The organism is Mesorhizobium sp. M1A.T.Ca.IN.004.03.1.1, assembly GCF_003997555.1.
In the GTDB taxonomy this organism is placed as follows: Bacteria; Pseudomonadota; Alphaproteobacteria; order Rhizobiales; family Rhizobiaceae; genus Mesorhizobium.
Genome location: NZ_RZTV01000004.1, coordinates 205,746 through 228,473, shown reverse-complemented (window position 1 = coordinate 228,473; position 22,728 = coordinate 205,746). Strand labels below are relative to the sequence as shown.

The window sequence follows — 22,728 nt, the reverse complement described above, 5'->3', positions numbered from 1 at the left end:
TATTCCTGTTGTCGGTGCGTGCCGGACCGATGCTATGGTGGCGCGGGGTTTCGCTTCACGTGGCCGATCCGGTGCGCAAGATCAAGACCATTGCGATGAAGGACATGGCGCGGCAGGCTCTGGGCTGGCCGGCGCGCCTGTTGTTTCCGCCGGTCTGTGCCGGCTGCCGCCGCCACGTCTCGCAGCCTGGCGTGCTGTGCGGCGCCTGCTGGCCGAAGCTTCGGCTGCTGGAGAAGCCTTGGTGTCCGGTTATGGGCACGCCGTTCACGCATGACATGGGCGACGGTTTTCTTTCCGCCGAAGCGATCGCCGATCCGCCGCCTTTCGAGCGGGCGCGGGCGGCGGTCGTCTATTCAGGGGTCGCGCGCCAGATGGTGCAAGGGCTGAAATACCAGGATCGCACCGATCTCGCGCCCTGGATGGCGCGCTGGATGATGCGCGCCGGCGCCGAACTGATCGCTGAAGCCGATGTTGTGGTGCCGGTGCCGCTGCATTGGCGGCGCTTCTTCCGGCGGCAGTTCAACCAGTCGGCGGAGCTGGCACGGGCGGTTTCGAAGCTGAGCGGCCTGCCTTTCGCGCCGGCTGCGGTGAGGCGCGTAAAACTCACCCGCCAGCAGGTCGGGCTGGAGCGGCACGAACGCGAGGAGAATGTGCGCGCCGCCTTCCGCGTCCCGCCCGAGGCGGAAATCGAGATCGCCGGCCGAAGGGTGCTCGTCATCGACGACGTCTTCACCACCGGCGCCACCGTGCGGTCGGTGGCCAAGGCGCTGAAGAAAGGCGGCGCCGGAGCGGTCGACGTGCTGACCTTTGCCCGCGTCCTGCCGGGGGACTTCCGGGCCGATGAGTCTGCAACTATATAGGGCTTAAGTTGTTGTTTTGGTGCATGTCGCTTTCGCATAACCGCTGGGCGATGGGCGCAGGCAGGATTGCTGATCGATGGTTGATGTGACGATCTATACCCGGATGATGTGCGGCTATTGCACCGCAGCCAAGCGGTTGCTCGAGCGCAAGGGTGTAGCCTATACCGAGCATGACGCGTCGTTCTCGCCGGAATTGCGCCAGGAAATGATTTCGCGGGCGCATGGGCGCACCACTTTTCCGCAGATTTTCATCGGCGACACGCATGTCGGCGGCTGCGACGACCTCCATGAATTGGAGTCCGAGGGCCGGCTGGACGTGTTGCTTGCCAACGGGGCGAGGGTTTGATCATGAGCGTTTTCAAGGCGGCGGCGGTGCAGATGCGTTCGGGCACCAGCCCGGAGCGCAACGCGGCCGCCATGGAAAAGCTGGTCCGCGAGGCCGCACAGCAGGGCGCCACCTACGTGCAGACGCCGGAAATGACCGGCGCGCTCATCCGCGACAAACAGGCTGGTGCCGCCGCTTTCACCAGCGAAGACAAGGACGTCGTCGTTTCGACGGCGCGGAAACTTGGGCAGGAACTCGGCATTTTCCTGCATGTCGGCTCGACGGCCATCCTGCGCGCCGACGGCAAGCTCGCCAACCGGGCGTTCCTGTTCGCGCCCGACGGCGCCATGATCGCCAATTACGACAAGATTCACATGTTCGATGTCGACCTCGACAACGGCGAGAGCTGGCGCGAATCCGCCTCTTACGAGCCGGGGACGGAGGGCGTCGTCACCGATGTCAACGGCGTGAAGCTGGGCTTCGCCGTCTGCTACGACCTGCGCTTCCCGCAGCTATTCCGTGCCGAAGCGCTGGCGGGGGCTCAGGTGCTTTCGGTGCCTGCAGCCTTCACCCGCCAGACCGGCGAGGCGCACTGGCACGTGCTGCTCAGGGCACGCGCGATCGAGAACGGCGCCTATCTCATCGCGGCCGCGCAGGGCGGCCTGCACGAGGACGGCCGCGAGACTTACGGCCATTCGCTGATCGTCGATCCGTGGGGACGCATCATCGCCGAGGCCGCGCATGACGAGCCCGGCGTGATCGTCGCCGAGATCGACCCGGCGCAGTCGGCTGCGGCGCGTCGCAAGATTCCCAATCTCAAGAACGCGCGGGATTTCACCGTCAATGCCGGCGAGGCGCCGCGTCTCAGGGGTGCAGCCTCTTGATCCGCTTTTCGCTCATCTGCGAACACGAGCACGAATTCGAAGCCTGGTTCCGCAGCAATGACGACTTCGGCACGCAGAAGAAACGCGGCTTCATCGATTGCCCGATCTGCGGCTCGCACAAGGTCGAGAAGGCGCTGATGGCGCCGGCGGTCTCCACCTCACGCAAGCAGGAGAAGATGGCGCTGGCCATGGGCGACGCGCAGAAACAGGCGCTGGCACAGCTCAAGGCGCTCGCCGACAAGGTGCGCGAGAATGCCGACTATGTCGGCGACAAGTTCGCCGAGGAAGCGCGCAAGATCCATTTCGGCGAGACCGATCCGCGCGGCATTTATGGCGAGGCTACGCCGGACGAGGCGAAAAGCCTCGCCGAGGACGGCGTCGAATTCATGCCGATCCCGAGCTTTCCGGAGGACCGGAACTAAGAGTTCCGATCAGCTTTTTCAGCAGTGTGGCGAGCATTTTCCGGTCCTCTGGCGCCAACCCGGCGAGGATTTCATGCTCATTCGCGACGTGGGCGGTAAGGGCCTCATCGATGAGTTCGAGGCCTTTCGAGGTGAGTTGCACCACAACGCCGCGGCGATCGCTGGGATGCGGCGCGCGCTGGATCAGGCCCGCCTTTTCCAGCCGGTCGAGCCGGGCGGTCATTGCTCCGGAGGTCACCATCGTCGCCTCGTAGAGCTCGGTCGGCGTCAGCGCGTGAGGCGCGCCGGAGCGGCGAAGCGTGGCCAACACGTCGAATTCGCCCTGCTGCAGGCCGAAACGGGCAAAGAGCGGCGCGAGCCGGTCGCGCGCGATCAGCGAGGACGCTTCGTTCAGTCGCCCGATCACTCCCATCGGCGAGACGTCGAGGTCCGGCCGTTCCTTGCGCCATTGCTCCATCGCTCTTGCCGCACGGTCCATGTGCCTCACCGTAAAGTATCTTGATATTGAGAATCTTTACGCTATATTATCCCAAGTTGGAGCGGCCGCCAAGCTTGGCCGCGTAGCCACAGGATCACGCAGATGAAATTGCTCTGGGACTCCGCACTGGGTCTTCTGATCGTCACCGGCGGATTGCTCGGCATGACGCTCCCCTTCGGCAAGCTGGCAACGGCGGCCGGTGTCCCGGCAATGGCCTGGGCTTTCGTGATCTCGTTCGGTGCCGGCGGCGTGTTGCTGATAACGCTTCTGCTGCTAGGTCAGCGCATCCGGCTCACGGCGCACAAGTTGCGCTATTTCTTCATCACCGCAGCCATCTCCTACGCCTTTCCCAACTTGCTGATGTTCTCGGCCATCCCGCATCTCGGCGCGGGTTACACGGGCATCATGTTCACGCTGTCGCCGGTCATCACGCTGGTGTTCTCGATCCTGCTTGGGGTGCGGCGACCGAACCTGCTCGGCGTCATCGGCATTATCGTTGGTTTTATCGGCGCGGTGATGGTCGCGTTGACGCGTGGGGAGGCCGGCCAGCCGGCCGAATATTTCTGGGTGGCGGTCGGCCTTCTCATCCCCGTCAGCCTCGCCGCCGGCAACATCTACCGCACCATCGACTGGCCCGAGGACACCGGTCCGATCGAGCTCGCCGTTGGCAGCCATCTGGCGTCGGCAACCTTGCTTCTCATCGGCATCCTGACTCTGCTCGGCTGGCAGGCATTTGCTCCGCTCGGCGGCGTGCCGCTGGTGGTCGTCGCACAGGTGGCGTCGGCTTCGGCGATGTTTGCCTTCTTCTTCCGGTTGCAGGCGGTCGGCGGGCCGGTCTATCTCAGCCAGATCGGCTATGTGGCGGCGGCGGTCGGGCTCTTTGCCGGCACGATCTTCCTCGGCGAGCATTATCAGCTTCTGACCTGGCTGGGCGCGGCCATCATCACCGCCGGCGTGCTCATCACCACCAAGGCGCAGAGCCAGCCAAGCCCGAAGCTGCAAAGCCAGGCGGCGTAAACGCTTCAGTTGGCCGCTTAGACCGAGGCTTTTTCGGCCAGCACCATGTAGTTGACGTCCATGTCCCTGGATTTCTGCCAGCGGTCGGCCAACGGATGATAGATCACGCCGGTCCGGTCGACGATGGTCAGCCCCGCCGCGCCAAGCGCCTTTGCCAACTCCTCCGGCCGCACTAGCTTGCCGAACTGATGCGTGCCGCGCGGCAGCCAGCGCAGCACATACTCGGCGCCGATGATGGCAAGGCCAAGCGCCTTCAGCGTGCGGTTGATGGTGGCGACGAACATGATGCCGCCGGGCCGGACCATCTCACTGCATTTGGCGACGAAGAGATCGACATCGGCGACATGCTCGACCACCTCCATGTTGAGGATAACGTCGAATGTCTCGCCGGCGTCGGCCAGCGCCTCGGCCGTGGTGGCGCGATAGTCGACATTTACGCCGGCTTCGGCCGCGTGCAGCTTAGCGACCTCGATGTTGGTGGCCGAGGCGTCGGCACCGACCACTTCCGCGCCAAGCCGCGCCATCGGTTCGCATAAAAGCCCGCCGCCGCAGCCGATGTCGAGGAAGCGCAGACCCTCGAATGGCCTGGCCGCGCGCGGATCGCGGCCGAAGCGCGCCGCCACCTGGTCGCGGATATAGGCAAGGCGCACAGGGTTGAACTTGTGCAGCGGCCGGAACTTGCCGTTCGGGTTCCACCATTCGGCGGCAAGGGCGGAGAAGCGTTCGACTTCTCCGGCATCTATGGTCGATCGGCGGGGCTCAGGCATGGGGCGGGTCTCCTCGAACGCCAGCAAGTCGGGGAACGCTAGGAAGTCGGGTCCCCGGCAGCGAAAGTCAAGGCAGGTTTTTCCGTTGCCGCTAACCAGCCGCAGCGGGACGAGGGACAGTCGAGCCTAGGCCGACAGCGCGACCGCGGCATGACTCATGGCGACGCTGGCCGGCTCGATCGCCCGCATGGCCTCGCAATCGCCGATCTCGGCCATGATGCGCTGTGCCGCCGCCTGGGCCTGCTCGAGGCTCTGCCAGCGCACGACGTCGACCCAGCTTCCGTCGTCGCGCTCGCCGAGATGGCGGCTGAGAAAACCGGGCTGGTGCGCCAGCCAGTCGGTGACGACGCCATTTTGGGCAACAAAACCAGCCGCAGCATCCGGCTTGAGGCGGAAGGTCACGATCTCCAGCGTCTCGGTCATGAATTCCTCCATCCGATTTTCCAAGTTTATCGCATTGCGCGGCAGGAATCCGCCAGGAGACTTCAAAATCGCGCCAAGGCCGCTTCTCCTGCGCCCTCGCTTGCGAAGCCTTGCTGTTTTAGCTAAGGAGGCCGCGCATTTCCGCGGCTCGGCTGGTCCGGGCGCATTTTCCGTTTTCCGGCCCCAAGCCGGCTTTAGTCAAAGGCATCTCGCTTCCATGGCGCGCATTGTGATGAAATTCGGCGGAACTTCGGTCGCCGACATCGCCCGCATCCGCAATGTGGCGCGCCATGTCAAACGCGAGGTCGATGCCGGCCATGAGGTCGCCGTGGTGGTTTCGGCCATGGCCGGCAAGACCAACGAGCTGGTCGGCTGGACGCGCGAGGCCTCGCCCATGCACGACGCGCGCGAATATGACGCCGTTGTCGCCTCCGGTGAGCAGGTCACGGCCGGCCTGTTGGCGATAACCCTGCAGAACATGGGTGTCCATGCCCGTTCCTGGCAGGGCTGGCAGATCCCGATCAAGACCGACAACGCCCATGGCGCGGCGCGCATCCTCGACATCGACGGCGCGTTCCTGATCAAGCGCTTCGGCGAGAGCCAGGTGGCGGTCATCGCCGGTTTCCAGGGCATCGGCCCGGACAACCGCATCTCGACCCTCGGCCGCGGCGGCTCCGACACCAGCGCCGTGGCGATCGCGGCAGCGGTCAAGGCCGACCGTTGCGACATCTACACCGATGTCGACGGCGTCTACACGACTGATCCGCGCATCGAGCCGAAAGCCCGGCGGTTGGCCAAGATTTCGTTCGAGGAAATGCTCGAAATGGCCTCGCTCGGCGCCAAGGTGCTGCAGGTGCGGTCGGTGGAGCTTGCCATGGTGCACAGGGTGCGTACCTTTGTGCGGTCGTCCTTCGACGATCCCGACGCGCCCGGAATGGGGGATTTGCTCAATCCGCCCGGAACGCTTATTTGCGACGAGGAAGAGATCGTGGAACAGCAGGTCGTCACCGGAATTGCCTATGCCAAGGACGAAGCGCAGATCTCGCTGCGCCGCGTCGGCGACCGCCCAGGCGTCGCCGCCGGCATCTTTGGCCCGCTGGCCGAGGCCAACATCAATGTCGATATGATCGTCCAGAACATCTCCGAGGACGGCAAATTCACCGACATGACCTTCACGGTACCGTCGGGCGACATCGACAAGGCGCTGGCAGTGCTCGAGCGGCTGAAGGCCGATGTTGGCTACGACGTCGTGCAGTCGGAAGCCGGCATGTCGAAGGTCTCGGTCATCGGTATCGGCATGCGAAGCCATGCCGGCGTCGCGGCCACCGCCTTCAAGGCGCTGGCCGATAAAGCGATCAATATCCGGGCGATCACCACCTCCGAGATCAAAATCTCGATACTGATCGACGGTCCCTATACGGAACTTGCAGTTCGTACTTTGCATTCCGTCTACGGGCTCGATAAGCAATAGCAAGAACTGAGTCCGTTATTGCGTGAGCGCCGGCCGTGGCGGAAGCTACGGCGGGCAACGTGCCCATTGGAGAAGAAGCCGCGATGCGTGACATGGCCGGTGGCCCGCGCGTTCTGCTGAGACGGCTCCGCGAGCTCATGCAGGAGCCGCTGGAGCCGCAGGAGCGGCTCGACCGTATCGTGCGCGACATCGCCTCCAACATGGTCGCCGAGGTATGCTCGCTCTATGTGCTGCGCGCCGATTCGGTGCTGGAGCTCTACGCCACCGAAGGTCTGAACCCCACCGCCGTCCATTTGGCGCAGTTGAGGCTCGGGCAAGGCCTTGTCGGCACCATCGCCGCCAGCGCGCGGCCGCTCAATCTCTCCAACGCGCAGGAGCATCCGGCCTTCGCCTACCTGCCGGAGACGGGCGAAGAGATCTACAATTCCTTCCTCGGCGTGCCGGTGCTGCGGGCAGGGCGCACGCTGGGCGTCCTGGTGGTGCAGAACAAGACCATGCGCCACTATCGCGACGACGAGGTCGAGGCGCTGGAAACGACGGCGATGGTGATCGCCGAGATGGTCGCCACCGGCGATCTTGCCCGCCTCACCCGGCCGGGGCTCGAACTTGACCTGCGCCGTCCGGCAAGCTTCACCGGTCTTGCCTTCAACGAAGGCGTCGGGCTTGGCCATGTCGTGCTGCACGAGCCGCGCATCGTCGTCACCAATCTGTTCAACGAGGACAGCGAGGAGGAGGTGCGTCGCCTCGACCGCTCGCTCGGCTCGCTGAGGCTGTCGATCGACGACATGCTCGAGCGCCGGGACGTCGCTTTCGAGGGTGAGCATCGAGAGGTGCTCGAGGCGTATCGCATGTTCGCCAACGACCGCGGCTGGGTGCGCCGGCTGGAAGAGGCGATCCGCAACGGCCTGACTGCGGAAGCGGCCGTCGAGAAGGTGCAGAGCGACATGCGCGCACGCATGCTGCACATGACGGACCCCTATCTGCGCGAGCGCATGAGCGACTTCGACGATCTCGCCAACCGGCTCTTGCGCCAGCTGATGGGGCGCGGTCCGGAGGATGTCGCGGCCTCGCTGCCAAAGGATGCCATCATCGTCGCCCGCTCGATGGGTGCGGCCGAACTGCTCGACTATCCGAGGGACAAGCTGCGCGGCCTGGTGCTGGAGGACGGCGCCGCCACCAGCCATGTCGTCATCGTCGCGCGCGCCATGGGCATTCCGGTCGCAGGCCAGGTCAAGGGCGCCGTCTCCATGGCGGAAAACGGCGATGCCATCATCGTCGACGGCGAGGAAGGCACCATTCACCTGCGGCCGCAGTCCGACCTCGAGGCCGCCTATGCCGAAAAGGTCCGCTTCCGAGCTCGGCGGCAGGAAATCTATCGCGAACTGCGCAAGAAGCCGTCGCTGACCAAGGACGGCGTCCCCGTCGATCTCCTGATGAATGCCGGCCTTGCCGTCGACCTGCCGCAGCTTTCAGAATCGGGAGCGGCCGGCATCGGCCTGTTCCGCACCGAATTGCAGTTCATGGTGGCCTCGACCTTTCCGCGCGCCGAGGCGCAGGAGCGGCTCTATCGCGATGTACTCGAGGCGGCTCGCGGCAAGCCGGTCACCTTCCGTACCATCGACATCGGCGGCGACAAGGTGCTGCCCTATTTCAAGGGCGCGGTGCAAGAGGAAAACCCGGCACTCGGCTGGCGGGCGATCCGCCTCACTCTCGACCGCCCCGGCCTCCTCAGGACACAGATCCGCGCGCTGCTCAAGGCTTGTGGCGGGCGTGAGCTGAAGCTGATGCTGCCAATGGTGACGGAACTGTCGGAAATCGCGCAGGCGCGCGAGATCATCGACCGCGAAGTCCGGCACCTGTCGCGTTTTGCGCATCATTTGCCGACGAGCCTCAAGCTCGGCGCGATGCTGGAGGTGCCGTCGCTGCTGTTCCAGCTCGACGAGTTGATGAAGGCGGTCGACTTCGTCTCGGTCGGCTCCAACGACCTCTTCCAGTTCGTCATGGCGGTGGACCGCGGCAACACGCAGCTTGCCGACCGTTTCGACACGCTGTCGGCGCCGTTCCTGCGCGTGCTGAAGCAGATCGCCGACGCCGGCGCGCGCAACCATACGCCGGTGACGCTGTGCGGCGAGTTGGCGGGCAAGCCGATCTCGGCGATGGCGCTGATCGGCGTCGGCTTCCGCTCGATCTCGATGTCGCCGGCCTCGATCGGCCCGGTCAAGGCGATGCTGACCGAATTGCCGCTGCAGGAGCTGGAAGCCTTCTTCAACGACAATCTGATGGCCCCCGTCCAAGGGACGCCAATGCGGGCGCTGCTGCAAGCCTTTGCCGACGACCGCTCCATTCCGCTCTAGATTCACGTGAGGGCGGTCTGCAAATGTCGATTTTCTGCGCTTCCGGTGCTCATGGACCTAAATGTACATTCCGCTCCGGTTCTCGAAATTCGCCAGTTTCGACTCGTCCTGACGTGAATTCCATCGAAGTCCCGAGCCCATGATCAACTTGCCCCGCGACCGCATGGACCAAGTCGTCAAGCGTTTCGACATGCTCGAAGCGCAGATGTCGGCAGGGCCGACGGCCGATGCCTACGTCAAAATGGCTTCCGAATATGCCGATATCCAGGAGATGGTGGGCAAGATCCGGGCGCTGCGCGCCGCCGAGCAGGAACAGGCCGACCTCGAAGCGATGCTCGCCGACAAGAACATCGACGCCGAGATGCGGGCGCTGGCCGAGGCCGACCTGCCGGAGGTTAAGGAGCGCATCGAGGTGCTGCAGAAGGATATCCAGATTCTGCTCCTCCCCAAGGATGCCGCCGACGACAGGAACGCCATCCTCGAAATCCGCGCCGGCACCGGCGGCGACGAGGCGGCCCTGTTCGCCGGCGATCTGTTTCGCATGTATGAGCGCTACGCCGCCTCGCGCGGCTGGCGTTTCGAGGTCGTTTCGGCGAGCGAAGGCGAAGTCGGCGGCTACAAGGAAATCATCGCCTCGGTGTCGGGCAAGGGCGTGTTCGCGCAGCTGAAATTCGAATCCGGCGTGCATCGCGTGCAGCGCGTGCCGGAAACCGAGGCCGGCGGGCGGATCCATACCTCGGCGGCGACGGTCGCCGTACTGCCCGAGGCCGAGGAGGTCGATATCGATATCCGAGCAGAGGACATCCGCATCGACACGATGCGCGCGTCCGGCTCCGGCGGGCAGCACGTCAACACCACCGATTCGGCGGTGCGCATCACGCATCTGCCGACGGGCATCATGGTGGTGCAGGCGGAAAAGTCGCAGCACCAGAACCGGGCGCGGGCCATGCAGATTTTACGGGCGCGGCTCTATGACCTGGAACGCAGCCGCGCGGACGAGGAGCGCTCGTCGTCGCGAAAATCGCAGGTCGGCTCGGGCGATCGCTCGGAGCGCATCCGCACCTATAATTTCCCGCAGGGACGCGTCACCGACCACCGCATCAACCTCACCCTTTACAAGCTCGACCGGGTGATGATGGGCGAGCTCGACGAGGTGATCGACGCGCTGATCGCCGACCATCAGTCGAAGCTGCTCGCCGACATGGGTATTGATGGCTGATCCTTTGCCCTCGGCACTTCGACCGCTGCTGCACGCGGCGAGGGAGCGGCTCGCTGCCGCCGGCATTGCCGATCCGGCGCTCGATTCCAGGCTGATCGTCGAGCATTTTTCCGAAACCACGCGCACCCAGGCTATCGCGGAGCCGGGCCGAACGGTGGATTCTGCGGCTCTTGCGGCAATCGAGGCGGCCCTGAGGCGTCGCGTCGCAGGTGAGCCGGTGCATCGCATTCTCGGCTATCGCGAGTTCTATGGGCTGCGGCTGTCGCTGTCGCCGGACACGCTGGAGCCGCGCCCCGATACCGAGACGCTGGTCGACGCGATCCTGCCCTTCGCCAAGTCGACGGCCGAAAGGCTTGGCCAGTGCCGTATCCTCGATCTCGGCACCGGAACCGGCGCAATCGCGCTGGCGCTGCTCAGCGCGATTCCGGCGGCGACCGCGACCGGCGTCGATATTTCACCCGGCGCGCTGGCGACCGCTACGCGAAACGCCGCGGATCTGGGGCTCGGCGGGCGCTTCAAGGCCTTGCATTCCAACTGGTTCGAAAAAGTTTCGGGCCGATACCATTTAATTGCCGCGAATCCACCCTATATACCCAGTCGAGACATTGGAAATCTGCAGGACGAGGTCCGCGATTTCGATCCACGCCAGGCCCTCGATGGCGGTGTGGACGGGCTGATCCCCTATAGGATCATCGCCGGAGAGGCGGAAGGATTTCTGGAAGCGCAGGGCAAGGTAGCGGTCGAGATCGGCCATACGCAGCAAAGCGAGGTGACCGCAATCTTCGCGGCAGCCGGCTACAGGCTGTCGGAGGCGCGACGCGATCTTGGCGGAAACGACAGGGTTCTGGTGTTTGAGCGTTGAAAGCCCTGATGCAGTGCGAAAAAACGCTTGGCAATATTAGGGAATGCAGCTAGGTTCCGGCTTAACCGGATGAGACGAAGCAGGCAGTGCTCTTAGCGATTCGGTTTTCCTTGGAAATAGCTGCCTCCTTGCGCAAACGACGCCCATGCTTCGTGCGGGAATCGTCCGGCAAGTGATGTAACCGGAACAGGATGGCACGTGGCGCCAACGCAATCGATGCGGGCGAACGCCGGTGAAAAAACGAAACGGTCGGCTGCATGAGCGCCACCGTTCGCGACGAGTTTTAGAAAATTCACATGAAGAGAGTCGAATGAGGCCACAACAGCAGAACAGGCGCATGCGCGGTCGCAACAACAATGGCGGCGGTGGCAACAACAACCGCAAGGGGCCCAATCCCCTGACGCGCAACTATGAGAGCAACGGTCCGGACGTGAAGATCCGCGGATCGGCTCAGCAGATCGCCGAAAAATATGCTGCACTCGCCCGTGACGCGCAAAGCTCCGGCGACCGGGTGATGGCGGAGAACTATCTCCAGCACGCCGAGCACTACAATCGCATCATCGCGGCCGCGCAGGCGCAGATGCCCATCCAGAACGCCCACCAGAACCGCGACGACTTCGATGACGACGTCGATGAGGATCGCGACGAGTTCGACACGGTCGGCAACGCAAATGCCGGCGAGTCGCAGGCCGCCGCGAACGGTTCCGGGCCGCAGCCGGTGATCGAAGGCACGCCGGCGGAACTCGCCTACAACCAGGAAAACGGCCGCGACAACAACCGGCGCGACAATAATGGTCGTGACAGGCACCGCGACCGCCGCAATGGCGGCTATGGCCAGTACGGTCAGAATGGTCAGCGCGGCGACAATGGTCAGCGAGAGCGCAGCGAACATGGCGGCCAGCAGATCGATCAGAGCCGCCGCAATGAGGCGCAGGCCAAGCCGGAGGGCTCCGCCGAAGACGGCGTTGCGGCCGAGCAGGCTCCGCTGTTCGACAGCCTTGCCGCCCAGGCCGAGCGCAACGAAGCCGGCACGGACAATGGCGGTGGGCGTCGGCAGAGACGTCCACGTCGCGGTCGCGGCAATGCCGAGCAGGGCCATAGCGCCGAGCAGGGCAATGCCGATGAAAGCAATGCCGGCCGGGCGGACAGCGCCGCCGATGGCGGCAACGTCGCGGACAGCGGCAGCGCGACTGCCGCGACTGCCGCCAAAGAGGCAAATGCAGCGCCGAGCGAGAACGGCGCCGGTGAGCCGGCAGGCGGCGCCGGCGAGCCGGCAGTCGCCGACGCAGATAGCTGACCGCAGGTCTATTTCCAGGCAATTCGAACGGCGGAGAGGTTTCTCCGCCGTTTTTCGTTCTGCGTGCCTAAAGCACGTCGCCTGAATCCGTTTCAGCGCGACGCGCTTTCGTTTCCTTGCATGGCGGTAATTTGTGCGCTAATACTGAACCATATGGTTCAGTATATCAAGACCCGCCTCGATGCTTCATTCGCCGCGCTCTCGGATGCGACTCGACGCGGCGTGCTGGAGCAGCTCGGCCGTGCGGACGCTTCGATCACGGAACTGGCCGAGAAGTTCCACATGACCCTCACGGGCATGAAGAAGCACGTCGGTGTCTTGGAGCAAGCGGGGCTCGTCAGCACGGAAAAGGTCGGGCGTGTGCGGACCTGCAAGCTCGGCCCGCGCGGGCTGGAGCAAGAGGCGGCATGGATCGAGAGGTACCGCCAGCTTTGGGACGCACGCTTCGACGGGTTGGACAAGGTGGTCGAGGAACTGAAACGAAAGGAGAAGGTCGATGGACGCAAGCAAAGGGAGTGAGGCCACACCGATGCAGAACCGCACGACGGTGGAACGGACGTCGGACCGCGAGCTCGTCGTCAGGCGAACCCTCAACGCTCCGGCGCGCATCGTGTTCGAGGCGTGGACCAAGCCTGAGCTGTTCAAGCAGTGGTGGGCGCCGAAGTCGATGGGAATGGTGCTGCGTTCCTGCGAGATGGATGTCCGTGTCGGGGGCAGGTACCGTTTGGCGTTCGGCCACGATGGCTCAAACCTTGACGAGTTCTTCGGCAGGTACATCGAAGTGACACCGCAGTCGCGCCTCGTCTGGACCAATGAGGAAGGCGGTGAGGGTGGACCCGTCACGACGGTGACCTTCGAGGAAAACGGTGGCAAGACGCTGCTGGTCCTGCACGAGCTCTATCCCTCGAAGGAGGCTCTCGACGCTGCCGGGACCGGTGCGGCGGAGGCGATGAGCGAGACGTTCGGGCAACTGGACGAGCTTCTCGTCACCCTGGGCGCGAGCGGTGGACGATCATGAAGCCGTCGATGTCGCGCGTCACGCAGCCGCAGCACTTAAGCCCTTGTTTTAATGCCTAATGTTCGCCCAAAACCGCTGCGCGCTTCGGGCGACCAGGCCCTGGAATATTCTGCGCTGACCGGCATCAGGGCGTCTTGAGAGACCTGAGCTAATACACCATATCTCGGCTGAGCAGGACTCGGCTCGAATGAGGGGGTCCGTCACCGCAATCTGATCCGGTGCCGCAAAGCGGGCCGGTGATGGAAGGAGACATACATGAATACGGAGAAGTATTCCGAGCGCGTGCGCGGTTTCATCCAGTCCGCGCAGACCATGGCGCTCTCGCGCAACCACCAGCAATTCACTCCCGAACATATGCTCAAGGTGCTCGTCGATGATGACGAGGGCCTTGCCGCGTCTCTGATCGAGCGCGCCGGCGGCAGCATTCGCGACGTGAAGCTCGGCGTCGAGGCGGCGTTGGAGGCTATGCCCAAGGTCGAAGGCGGCAACGGCCAGCTCTATCTCGCCCAGCCGCTTGCCAAGGTGTTTTCGACCGCAGAGGAACTGGCCAAGAAGGCCGGCGACAGCTTCGTTACCGTGGAGCGGCTGCTGCAGGCGCTCGCCATGGAGAAGTCGGCGAAGACCGCCGACATCCTGGCCAAGGCCGGTGTCACCGCGCAGGCGCTGAACCAGGTTATCAACGATGTCCGCAAGGGCCGCACCGCCGATTCGGCCAGTGCCGAGCAGGGCTACGACGCGCTGAAGAAATACGCCCGCGACCTGACCGCGGATGCGCGGGCGGGCAAGCTCGACCCGGTCATCGGCCGCGACGACGAGATCCGCCGCACCATCCAGGTGCTGTCGCGCCGCACCAAGAACAATCCCGTGCTGATCGGCGAGCCCGGCGTCGGCAAGACGGCGATCGCCGAAGGCCTGGCGCTGCGCATCGTCAATGGCGACGTGCCGGAATCGCTGAAGGACAAGCGGCTGATGGCGCTCGACATGGGCGCGCTGATTGCCGGCGCCAAGTATCGCGGCGAGTTCGAGGAGCGGCTGAAGGCCGTGCTGTCGGAAGTCACTTCCGCCGCAGGCGGCATCATTCTGTTCATCGATGAGATGCACACACTGGTCGGTGCCGGCAAGGCCGATGGCGCGATGGACGCCTCGAACCTTTTGAAGCCTGCGCTGGCGCGCGGCGAGCTGCACTGCGTCGGCGCGACCACGCTCGACGAATATCGCAAGCACGTCGAGAAGGACGCGGCGCTCGCCCGCCGCTTCCAGCCGGTCTTCGTCGACGAGCCGACGGTCGAGGACACTGTCTCGATCCTGCGCGGCCTGAAGGAGAAATACGAGCAGCACCACAAGGTGCGCATCTCCGATTCGGCGCTGGTTTCGGCCGCGACGCTTTCCAACCGCTACATCGCCGACCGTTTCCTGCCGGACAAGGCGATCGACCTGGTGGACGAAGCCGCATCGCGGTTGAGGATGCAGGTCGATTCCAAGCCCGAGGCGCTGGATGAGATCGACCGCCGCATCATGCAGCTCAAGATCGAACGCGAGGCGCTGAAGGTCGAGAAGGATGACGCCTCGAAGGACCGGCTGACCAAGCTGGAGAAGGATCTGGCCGACCTCGAGGAGCAGTCGACCGAGCTGACCGCCAAGTGGCAGGCCGAAAAGCACAAGCTCGGCCTTGCCGCCGACCTGAAGAAGCAGCTCGACGAGATGCGCAACGAGCTGGCGATTGCCCAGCGCAAGGGCGAGTTCCAGCGCGCCGGCGAGCTTGCCTACGGCAAGATCCCGGAGCTGGAGAAGAAGCTCAAGGAAGCCGAAGCCCAGGACGGTAAGGCCGGCATGGTGGAAGAGGTGGTCACGCCTGACCACGTCGCCCATGTCGTGTCACGCTGGACCGGCATTCCGGTCGACAAGATGCTTGAGGGACAGCGCGAGAAGCTGCTGCGTATGGAGGACGAGATCGGCAAGCGCGTCGTCGGCCAGGGCGAGGCGGTGCAGGCGGTCTCCAAGGCCGTGCGGCGCGCCCGTGCGGGTCTGCAGGATCCGAACCGGCCGATCGGCTCGTTCATGTTCCTGGGTCCGACCGGCGTCGGCAAGACGGAGCTCACCAAGGCGCTCGCCGCCTTCCTGTTCGACGACGAGAGCGCCATGGTGCGCATCGACATGTCGGAGTTCATGGAGAAGCACTCGGTCGCCCGGCTGATCGGCGCGCCTCCCGGCTATGTCGGCTATGAGGAGGGCGGCGCGCTCACCGAAGCAGTGCGGCGCCGGCCCTACCAGGTCGTGCTGTTCGACGAGATCGAGAAGGCGCATCCGGACGTGTTCAACGTGCTGCTCCAGGTGCTCGACGACGGCCGGTTGACCGATGGTCAGGGCCGCACGGTCGACTTCCGCAACACGCTGATCGTCATGACGTCGAATCTCGGCGCCGAATATCTGGTCAATCTCCGCGACGACCAGGACGTCGATGCCGTGCGCGACGAGGTGATGGGCGTGGTGAGAGCCTCGTTCCGTCCGGAATTCCTCAACCGCGTCGACGAGGTGATCCTGTTCCACCGGCTGCGACGCGAGGATATGGATCGCATCGTCGAGATTCAGCTCAAGCGGCTGGAGAACCTGCTTGTCGATCGCAAGATCACGCTGTCGCTCGATCACGATGCGATCGAGTGGCTGGCCGGCAAGGGCTACGATCCGGCCTATGGCGCCAGGCCGCTGAAGCGGGTGATGCAGAAGGAACTGCAGGATCCGCTGGCGGAGAAGATCCTGCTCGGCGAAATCCTCGACGGCTCGACCGTCAAGGTCACCGCCGGTTCCGATCGCCTGAACTTCCGTGCGAAGCCGACGGTGGTGGCGGCTGAAGCCGCCGCCTGAGTCGAGCCGGGGCATGTGACCCGAGCCATTCCAGGAAAAGCGCTTGGCGGTTTTCCGTCCGAATTGCGCAAACAAGGATACGAGGAGCGCGTCGCATCCGGCAGGGCGGCGCGCTCTTGCTTTTCGACAGGGCCCTGCGGCAAAACCGAGCTTGATCGCGGGTCCCGGAGGGCCGATTCCAATGAAGCTCGAGGACTATAACGGCTTCTGCGCCACATTGCCCGCCACGACCCACGTCGTGCAGTGGGGCGGGGCTCACGTCTGGAAGGTCGGCGGCCAGGTGTTCGCGATCGGCGGCCATGACCGGGAGGGCGAGGTCTTCGTTACCTTCAAATGCTCCGACATGGCGTTTGACGTGCTGAAGGAACAGCCAGGCTGCCGGCCCGCGCCCTATCTCGCGTCGCGCGGCATGAAATGGATCCAGCGCCAGACAAGCCAAAGCGTGGATGATGCCGCGCTGAAGGACTACCTGCGCGAAAGCCACCGCCTGGTCGTGCTGAAGCTGACGAAACTGGCGCGCAGCGAATTGGGGCTGCACTGACATTCGGTTGGGGACCATGGTGAGACGCCGGAAATCCGCCATCTTCATGCCCGGTTCATATTGGAACCTTAGTTTTGGTAACTGGTTTGCTGGCGAAGGGTTCGCCCAGCAAGACCGAGCCGACCGGAGAGCCTGACCCCCATGCTGCGCACGATCTTTTCCCTTTCGGCACTCGCGGCCGGGCTGGCGGCTTCCGGCGCGCTCGCAGCGCCCAGTCTGGAAGGCGCGCAGAAGACGGTTCGGTCCGCTCAACACGGCGCGCTCCTGCTCGCCCAGGACGGCAATATCGACATATACTACGATGCCAGGGGCAACCGGGTGCTTGTCGATGCCGATACCGGAAAGGTGATCGCCATCCAGCCGCCGCAGACCCGGCTCGATCGCCGGGCGCTGCGCCGTCAGCTGCGGATGCAGGAGCTCGGGCGTGCGCCCGTCGAGGACGACGACCGTTATTATCTCGACGATCCCGACGACATGGCCCGCTTCCGCCGCAGGCAGCTGGACGAGAACGGCCGGTATATCCCGCCGCCGGTCGACGACTACGATTCCAACAGCGGCAATTCCGTCGAGGCCTATCCGCCGGCGCCGAACGACGAAGGGTATGCCACAACCTATCCGGAGGCACCACGGTCGGACACCATCAAGCGCGAGCCGCTGAACGAAGCATCGATCGAACCGCACCCTGGGCAGGGGGACGTGCTGCAAGTCAATCCGGAGACCCAGGCCGCGCTGCCGCCGGACACGGGCGGCAAGGCGACCGTCGATCCGTCGCTTTCGCTCGGCGTGCGCCAGGACGTGGCCGAACTCCAAGTGCTGCTCGACCGCGCCGGCGCCTCGCCGGGAGTCATCGACGGCCGCTTCGGCTCGAATGTCGACAAGGCCCTGGCCGCCTACAACCAGATCACCGGCAGCAATCTGAAATCGACCGACTCGGCCGCCATTAAGGCGGCGCTCGCCCAGTCGGGGGGCGACGCCTTCGCCTCCTACACGATCACGCCCGAGGACGTGGCCGGACCCTATGTCGCCTCGATCCCGGAAGATTACAGCCAGAAGGCCAAGCTCGACCGCATGGGTTACACCTCGGTCACCGAGGCGCTCGCCGAGCGCTTCCACATGGACGAAGGCTATCTGAAGTCGATCAACAAAGGCCTCGACTTCAACCGTCCCGGGACCATCATCAAGGTCGCCAATTTCGGCCAGGTGGTGTCGACGCCGGTTGCCCGCATCGTTGCCGATAAGGACAAGAAGGAAGTTTTCGCTTATGACGCGGGCGGCAAGCTGGTCGCGGCCTATCCGGCCACCATCGGTTCGGCCGACACACCGTCGCCCACCGGCATCCACACCGTGTCGCGCATCGCGCTCGATCCCAATTACACCTATAATCCCAGCATCAATTTCAAGCAGGGCCAGAACGACAAAATCCTGACCATCCCGCCGGGGCCGAACGGTCCGGTCGGCTCGGTCTGGATCGCGCTGGACAAGCCGACCTACGGCATCCACGGCACGCCCGATCCTTCCAAGATCGGCAAGACCGAAAGCCACGGTTGCGTGCGCCTGACCAACTGGGATGCGCGAGAGCTCGCCAAGCTGGTGTCGCCGGGCGTGACCGTCGAGTTCGTCGGCGGGTCTTCAGTCGATGATTTTGCGCAGCAATGAGCCGCGCATGGCGGTTGCATAGATCAGCTGCATCGCCAGGATGAACCCGCGCTGAGCAGCGGGTGATGAGGCATAGGCTGGCTCTCCCCCTTCTGGAATGACCCGCCGGAACCTAGCACGCGACGGCTCGTTTGCATTTACGATGGCTACCTCCCTGGCCATGCCGTCAGACCAAACTGGTTTCAGAACTGCAATCTTCTGGCTCGTTGTTACCGATACGCCGGAGAGCTAAGCAGGTTTTCATGCCTTCCTCGAGTGAAGCCACAGCCGATTCGCTTTCGACCGCGACGCGCGCGAACGGCACCTTTTGCCCGCAGACACAGCGCAAGTTCGTGCTGGTCGCGGCAATCCTCGCCTCGGCGCTCGGCTTCATCGACGGTTCGATCCTGGCGATCGCCACGCCGGCCTTGCGCGTCGATCTCGGCGCCAGCCTGGCGCAAGCGCAATGGATCTCCAACGCCTATGCGCTGACGCTTTCGGCGCTGATTCTGGCCGGTGGTGCCGCCGGCGACCGATTCGGCCTCAGGCGCGCATTCGTGACCGGCATCGCGCTCTTCATCTCAGCATCGCTCGCCTGCGCGCTGGCGCCCAATCCGGCAATTCTGATCGCGTTCCGCGCCATCCAGGGCATTGGCGCCGCCATCATGGTGCCGGGCAGCCTCGCCATCATCGCCAAGGCCTATCCGAAAAAGGAGCGTGGCCGGGCGATCGGCATCTGGGCCGCGGCCTCGGCGCTGACGACGGCGCTCGGGCCGGTGCTCGGCGGGTTCGCGTTGTCGACTTTCGGCAACGGCGTCTGGCGCGCGATCTTTGCCGTCAACCTGCCGCTCGGACTGGTTTCGATCTATCTGCTGCTCGCCAAGATACCGGCGGACCAGCCGACCGAAAAGCGCAGCCTCGACCTCGGGGGCGCCGCGCTCGCCACGCTCGCCTTCGGGGCGCTGGCCTATGGGCTGACGGCGATGAACGCCGAGGGCGGCGGGATAATGGCCGGGCCGGCGATCGTCGCCGGCGTCGTCCTGCTTTTCATTTTCATTCTCTACGAGCGCTGGCAGCGCGAGCCGATGATCGATCTCGGCCTGTTTCGCATCGGGGCCTTCGCCGGCGCCAATCTCGCGACCTTCTTCCTCTATTTCGCGCTGTCGGCGAACCTGTTCTACCTGCCCATGGTTCTGATCGCGGGCTGGGGCCTGAGTTCGGCCGAGGTCGGCTTCATCTTCCTGCCGCTGTCGGCATTGATCGCGCTGCTGTCGGGGCCGGTCGGCCAGTGGTCCGACAAGATCGGCCCGCGCCTGCCGATCGCCGCCGGCAGCTTGGTCGTCGCCATCGCCTTTGCCGGCATGGCCCTGCTCGCCCATGCCGGGATCCACAATTTCTGGACCGGGACCTTTCCGCTGATGGCGGTGATGGGGCTCGGCATGGCGCTCGTCGTGTCGCCGCTGTCGACGGCGATCATGACCTCCGTCGAGGACAAGGACACGGGCGCGGCATCCGGCATCAACAATGCCGTCTCGCGCATCGGCGGCCTGATCGCGGTGGCGGCGATGGGCTCGCTCGCGGCTTTCGTCTATGCGCGATCGACCGGCAGCCCTGCCGGCATGCCCGGTTTCGGCGAACCGCCGGCGTCCGGGCTCGCGGCCAATCTCGACGCGTTGAGGATTGCGGCAAGCGATTCGGCCTTTGCCGCGGTCGCCGCCGTCACGACGCTGCTTTGCCTGCTATCGTCGATCCTCGCCTGGCTCACCGTGCCCGGACAGGCGCTGCCCTGGCCACGGCAGACGGGCGATTCGCCGGATTAGTTGGGAAGCTGCGAATCGGTCTTGGCGCTGGCGACCTTCAGCGAATTTCCGTCTTCCTGCTTGAGCAGGTCGTCGATACGCTCGCGCTCGCGCTTGAAGGCAACGAGATCGTCGCCCTTCAGCACCTTGCCGACCGGCAGGCGGACGCGCATCGGGTCGACCTTGGTGCCGTTGACGATCAGCTCGTAGTGGAGGTGCGGGCCGGTGGCGAGGCCGGTCTGGCCGAGATAGCCGATGACCTGGCCCTGACGCACGCGCACGCCCGGCTCGATCCCTTTGGCGAAAGCGCTCTGGTGATTGTAGGAAGTTTCGTAGCCATTGGCGTGGCGGATGATGATCTGCTTGCCGTAGCCGCCGGCCCAGCCGACCTTTTCGACAACACCGTTGCCGGCGGCGATGATAGGCGTGCCGATGGGCGCGGCCCAATCGACGCCGGTGTGCATGCGCACATATCCCAGAATCGGGTGCCGGCGCGCGCCGAAACCGGAGCGGAACTTGCCGGCGGGCAGCGGATTGCGCAGCAGGAATTGCTCGGCGCTCGACCCGTTCTCGTCGAAATAGTCGGTGCCGCCGTCCTGCATCTGGAAGCGGTAGAAATTGCGCGTCTGGCCGCCGAAGGTGGCTGAGACGTAGAGAAGCTCAGAACTGTCGGAGGTCTGGTCGTCGCCGTCGGGCTGCGAAAACAGGACCTCGAGACGGTCCGACGGCGAAAGCCGCGACTGGAAGTCGACGTCCGAGGCAAGAAGCTTGATCAGCTTCTGGGTCATCGATTTCGACATGCCATAGGAAAAGGCGGCTCGATAGATGCCGTCATAGACGTTGGGCAGGTTGCCGCGCACCACCACCGGCTGCGAATCATCGAACGCCGTCAGCAATTCGGGATTGGGCTCCGGCTCCTGCGCCGGCACGAACTGTCCGCGATCGTCGAGCGCGATGGTCACGATATGCGTGGTGCGGTCGTAAACGCTGGTGCGGACTACCTTGGCGACGTCGCCGCGCACCTCCAGGCCGACGCGCAGCACCGTTCCGGCCTTGAGCGCCGTCGCGTTCAAGAGCTTGCCGATCGCTTCCGACATGCCGGTGGCGTCATCGCCGGTGTAGCCCGAATCAGCGAAGGCCTCGGTGATATCGGTGTCCTCGGTGAAAGGGATGATTTCCTCGGCGAAGGCCGGCGTCTGGTCGTCCGGCGTGGCGCGTGGCGCCACCGAGACGTTCTCCGGCGTGATCTTGACGTCGTAGGAACCCGCCATGCTCTCGGCGAAGGCGTCGCCGAAGCGCTGCGGGTCGACATAATGAAGCGCCGCAACCTGGACGGCGCCGTCGCTCAGGCCGTTGCCGGCTTCGCGCACTACCTTTTCCACCTCGTCGGCGGAGAGGTCGCTCTTTTCGTCAAAAGATGCCGTCTCGATAGGGAAGTCGACCGTCTTCAGGCTCATCTCGCTTTCGACCTTGGCGCCATAGATCTGGCCGGCGACCGCCGTGGCGGAAGCCGGCTGAGCGTTGTCGTCGCCGTCGTCGCCGAAGACCTGCATCGGGTCGAATGGCGGGTAAGGACGGCTGGTGGTGTGGCCGGCCGCGAGCGCCATCTTGATCTGCACGAACGGCATGGTGTGGATGACGTCGCGGTCACCGACCTTGGTGACCATCGACACTTCCATGCGCCGGCGGTCCTTGGCCCTGGCGATCTGGCGCAGCGCGACCAGCCTGGTCGTCTTGGCCTGCTCGCCGGAATCGTCGCCGCCGCTGGCGAGGTTGATGAGCTCGGCGATTTCAGGCGGTGTCGCCAACTGCTGGCGACCATCAAGGGCCGCGAACAAGGCCACGCCCATCAGCACGCTCGAGGTCACCCCGGTCAGGAACGTGCCCGAAAGCCAACGTGCCGAAACCTCGCGGCGGTCAGGCGGACCGCTGCGGCCGTCGGCGATCAGCGGCGGCTCGTTGCCGAGTTCGGCTATGACATCTTCCGTGTCTGGCATCCAGAAAGGCTGCTTCTTCCCCGGGCGAAACGGCTTGTCGTTGTTCGTTGCGGCCATGACATTTGCCTGTCGCAGCCAGTGAAGTCAAACGAAGCGGCAAGCCGGGGCCGATATCCCCAATCACACGTCTCTTAGAAACGCGGCTCTTGTCGTCTGCGGTCGAGGCTCTCACGCGTACGCGGGCGCCTTGCTTGTATGTCCGGTGTCCGACCGCAATGCGGCGGCAATAGGGCTTGGTGCGGACGGCTGCGGACGTGCCGCAGGGGCGGTTGGCTGGCGAAACATAGCCGTCGAAAAATTTGTCGCAAAAAATTCAAAAAAGTTCGAAATCGGTGTTGACGGTTCGAGTAACCCCCGACTATATACGCCTCACCAACGAGGGCGGCGCGCCGCTGGCGGCCGAGAAGTTCGCTTCTGAATCTGCCCTCTGTGAAATTCAAGAGAGCCGCGTGAGCGACACTCGAAGGGCCCCGAAGCGGCAAGCGAAAGGGGCCGGG

General features: G+C 64.5%; 20 protein-coding genes and 1 pseudogene. 17 read left to right on the top strand and 4 right to left on the bottom strand.

Translation table 11 applies throughout. The features are described from left to right. Positions 1-59: 59 nt before the first annotated feature. The 4 genes from EOD29_RS15010 (at position 60) to EOD29_RS14995 (ending at position 2,491) form a co-directional block, all read left to right on the top strand. On the top strand, positions 60-860 hold the full coding sequence (locus tag EOD29_RS15010; RefSeq protein WP_067319068.1) for a ComF family protein: 801 nt from the start codon (positions 60-62) through the stop codon (positions 858-860). Between the two features lie 76 nt (positions 861-936). After that, positions 937-1,206 (top strand): glutaredoxin 3, encoded by a 270-nt coding sequence (grxC, locus tag EOD29_RS15005; protein ID WP_066990112.1) that lies wholly within the window; start codon positions 937-939, stop codon positions 1,204-1,206. A gap of 2 nt (positions 1,207-1,208) precedes the next feature. Continuing rightward, positions 1,209-2,069 (top strand): carbon-nitrogen hydrolase family protein, encoded by an 861-nt coding sequence (locus tag EOD29_RS15000; protein WP_127247092.1) that lies wholly within the window; start codon positions 1,209-1,211, stop codon positions 2,067-2,069. Then, positions 2,066-2,491: a DUF1178 family protein gene (locus tag EOD29_RS14995; protein ID WP_067319064.1), complete on the top strand. Its 426-nt coding sequence runs from the start codon at positions 2,066-2,068 to the stop codon at positions 2,489-2,491. The genes EOD29_RS15000 and EOD29_RS14995 overlap by 4 nt, the downstream gene beginning before the upstream one ends. On the opposite strand, the gene EOD29_RS14990 is transcribed toward EOD29_RS14995, so the two are convergent. After that, positions 2,454-2,969, bottom strand: a complete 516-nt coding sequence (locus EOD29_RS14990; protein ID WP_095828469.1) for a MarR family transcriptional regulator — start codon at positions 2,967-2,969, stop codon at positions 2,454-2,456. The two genes, EOD29_RS14995 and EOD29_RS14990, sit on opposite strands and share 38 nt — an antisense overlap. Before the next feature lie 102 nt (positions 2,970-3,071). Between EOD29_RS14990 and EOD29_RS14985 the strand changes: the two genes are divergently transcribed. After that, positions 3,072-3,986, top strand: a complete 915-nt coding sequence (locus tag EOD29_RS14985) for a DMT family transporter (RefSeq protein WP_127247091.1) — start codon at positions 3,072-3,074, stop codon at positions 3,984-3,986. 17 nt (positions 3,987-4,003) lie between these two features. Here EOD29_RS14985 and ubiG read toward each other — a convergent pair whose 3' ends face one another. Continuing rightward, on the bottom strand, positions 4,004-4,753 hold the full coding sequence (gene ubiG / locus EOD29_RS14980; protein WP_095824176.1) for a bifunctional 2-polyprenyl-6-hydroxyphenol methylase/3-demethylubiquinol 3-O-methyltransferase UbiG: 750 nt from the start codon (positions 4,751-4,753) through the stop codon (positions 4,004-4,006). A 126-nt stretch (positions 4,754-4,879) separates the two neighbouring features. Continuing rightward, entirely contained in the window at positions 4,880-5,176 is a 297-nt protein-coding gene (locus EOD29_RS14975; protein ID WP_164757328.1) for an antibiotic biosynthesis monooxygenase, read from the bottom strand. A 217-nt stretch (positions 5,177-5,393) separates the two neighbouring features. Here EOD29_RS14975 and EOD29_RS14970 point away from each other — a divergent pair, with 217 nt between their 5' ends. The 11 genes from EOD29_RS14970 (at position 5,394) to EOD29_RS14920 (ending at position 20,255) form a co-directional block, all read left to right on the top strand. After that, the gene (locus EOD29_RS14970; RefSeq protein ID WP_066990093.1) at positions 5,394-6,647 is read left to right on the top strand and encodes an aspartate kinase; all 1,254 of its coding nucleotides are present in this window, start codon (positions 5,394-5,396) and stop codon (positions 6,645-6,647) included. 83 nt (positions 6,648-6,730) lie between these two features. Beyond that, a complete protein-coding gene (gene ptsP, locus EOD29_RS14965) occupies positions 6,731-9,001 on the top strand; it encodes a phosphoenolpyruvate--protein phosphotransferase (protein ID WP_066990090.1) in 2,271 nt (756 codons plus the stop codon). 139 nt (positions 9,002-9,140) lie between these two features. Next, positions 9,141-10,220, top strand: a complete 1,080-nt coding sequence (gene prfA, locus EOD29_RS14960) for a peptide chain release factor 1 (RefSeq protein WP_127216785.1) — start codon at positions 9,141-9,143, stop codon at positions 10,218-10,220. Continuing rightward, entirely contained in the window at positions 10,213-11,082 is an 870-nt protein-coding gene (gene prmC, locus EOD29_RS14955) for a peptide chain release factor N(5)-glutamine methyltransferase (protein WP_067319053.1), read from the top strand. Before prfA ends, prmC begins: the two co-directional genes overlap by 8 nt. A 337-nt stretch (positions 11,083-11,419) precedes the next feature. Next, positions 11,420-12,379, top strand: coding sequence for a DUF4167 domain-containing protein (locus EOD29_RS14950; protein ID WP_245475350.1), 960 nt, complete (start codon positions 11,420-11,422; stop codon positions 12,377-12,379). Positions 12,380-12,532: 153 nt separating this feature from the next. Next, the gene (locus tag EOD29_RS14945; protein WP_127247253.1) at positions 12,533-12,898 is read left to right on the top strand and encodes a metalloregulator ArsR/SmtB family transcription factor; all 366 of its coding nucleotides are present in this window, start codon (positions 12,533-12,535) and stop codon (positions 12,896-12,898) included. Further along, positions 12,876-13,397, top strand: a complete 522-nt coding sequence (locus tag EOD29_RS14940) for an SRPBCC family protein (RefSeq protein WP_245475349.1) — start codon at positions 12,876-12,878, stop codon at positions 13,395-13,397. Before EOD29_RS14945 ends, EOD29_RS14940 begins: the two co-directional genes overlap by 23 nt. Positions 13,398-13,652: 255 nt before the next feature. Beyond that, complete coding sequence (gene clpB / locus EOD29_RS14935) at positions 13,653-16,259, top strand: ATP-dependent chaperone ClpB (protein WP_127247089.1); 2,607 nt, start codon at positions 13,653-13,655, stop codon at positions 16,257-16,259. Between the two features lie 181 nt (positions 16,260-16,440). Then, positions 16,441-16,800, top strand: a complete 360-nt coding sequence (locus EOD29_RS14930; RefSeq protein WP_127247088.1) for an MmcQ/YjbR family DNA-binding protein — start codon at positions 16,441-16,443, stop codon at positions 16,798-16,800. 141 nt (positions 16,801-16,941) lie between these two features. Continuing rightward, on the top strand, positions 16,942-18,456 hold the full coding sequence (locus tag EOD29_RS14925) for a L,D-transpeptidase family protein (RefSeq protein ID WP_127247087.1): 1,515 nt from the start codon (positions 16,942-16,944) through the stop codon (positions 18,454-18,456). A gap of 242 nt (positions 18,457-18,698) precedes the next feature. Next, positions 18,699-20,255, top strand: a complete 1,557-nt coding sequence (locus EOD29_RS14920) for an MFS transporter (RefSeq protein WP_127247086.1) — start codon at positions 18,699-18,701, stop codon at positions 20,253-20,255. On the opposite strand, the gene EOD29_RS14915 is transcribed toward EOD29_RS14920, so the two are convergent. Continuing rightward, positions 20,252-22,231, bottom strand: a complete 1,980-nt coding sequence (locus EOD29_RS14915) for a M23 family metallopeptidase (RefSeq protein ID WP_127247252.1) — start codon at positions 22,229-22,231, stop codon at positions 20,252-20,254. The two genes, EOD29_RS14920 and EOD29_RS14915, sit on opposite strands and share 4 nt — an antisense overlap. Before the next feature lie 299 nt (positions 22,232-22,530). On the opposite strand from EOD29_RS14915, the pseudogene EOD29_RS36515 reads away from it, so the two are divergent. Further along, positions 22,531-22,728 (top strand): annotated as a pseudogene (locus EOD29_RS36515) (hypothetical protein); the annotation flags it as partial.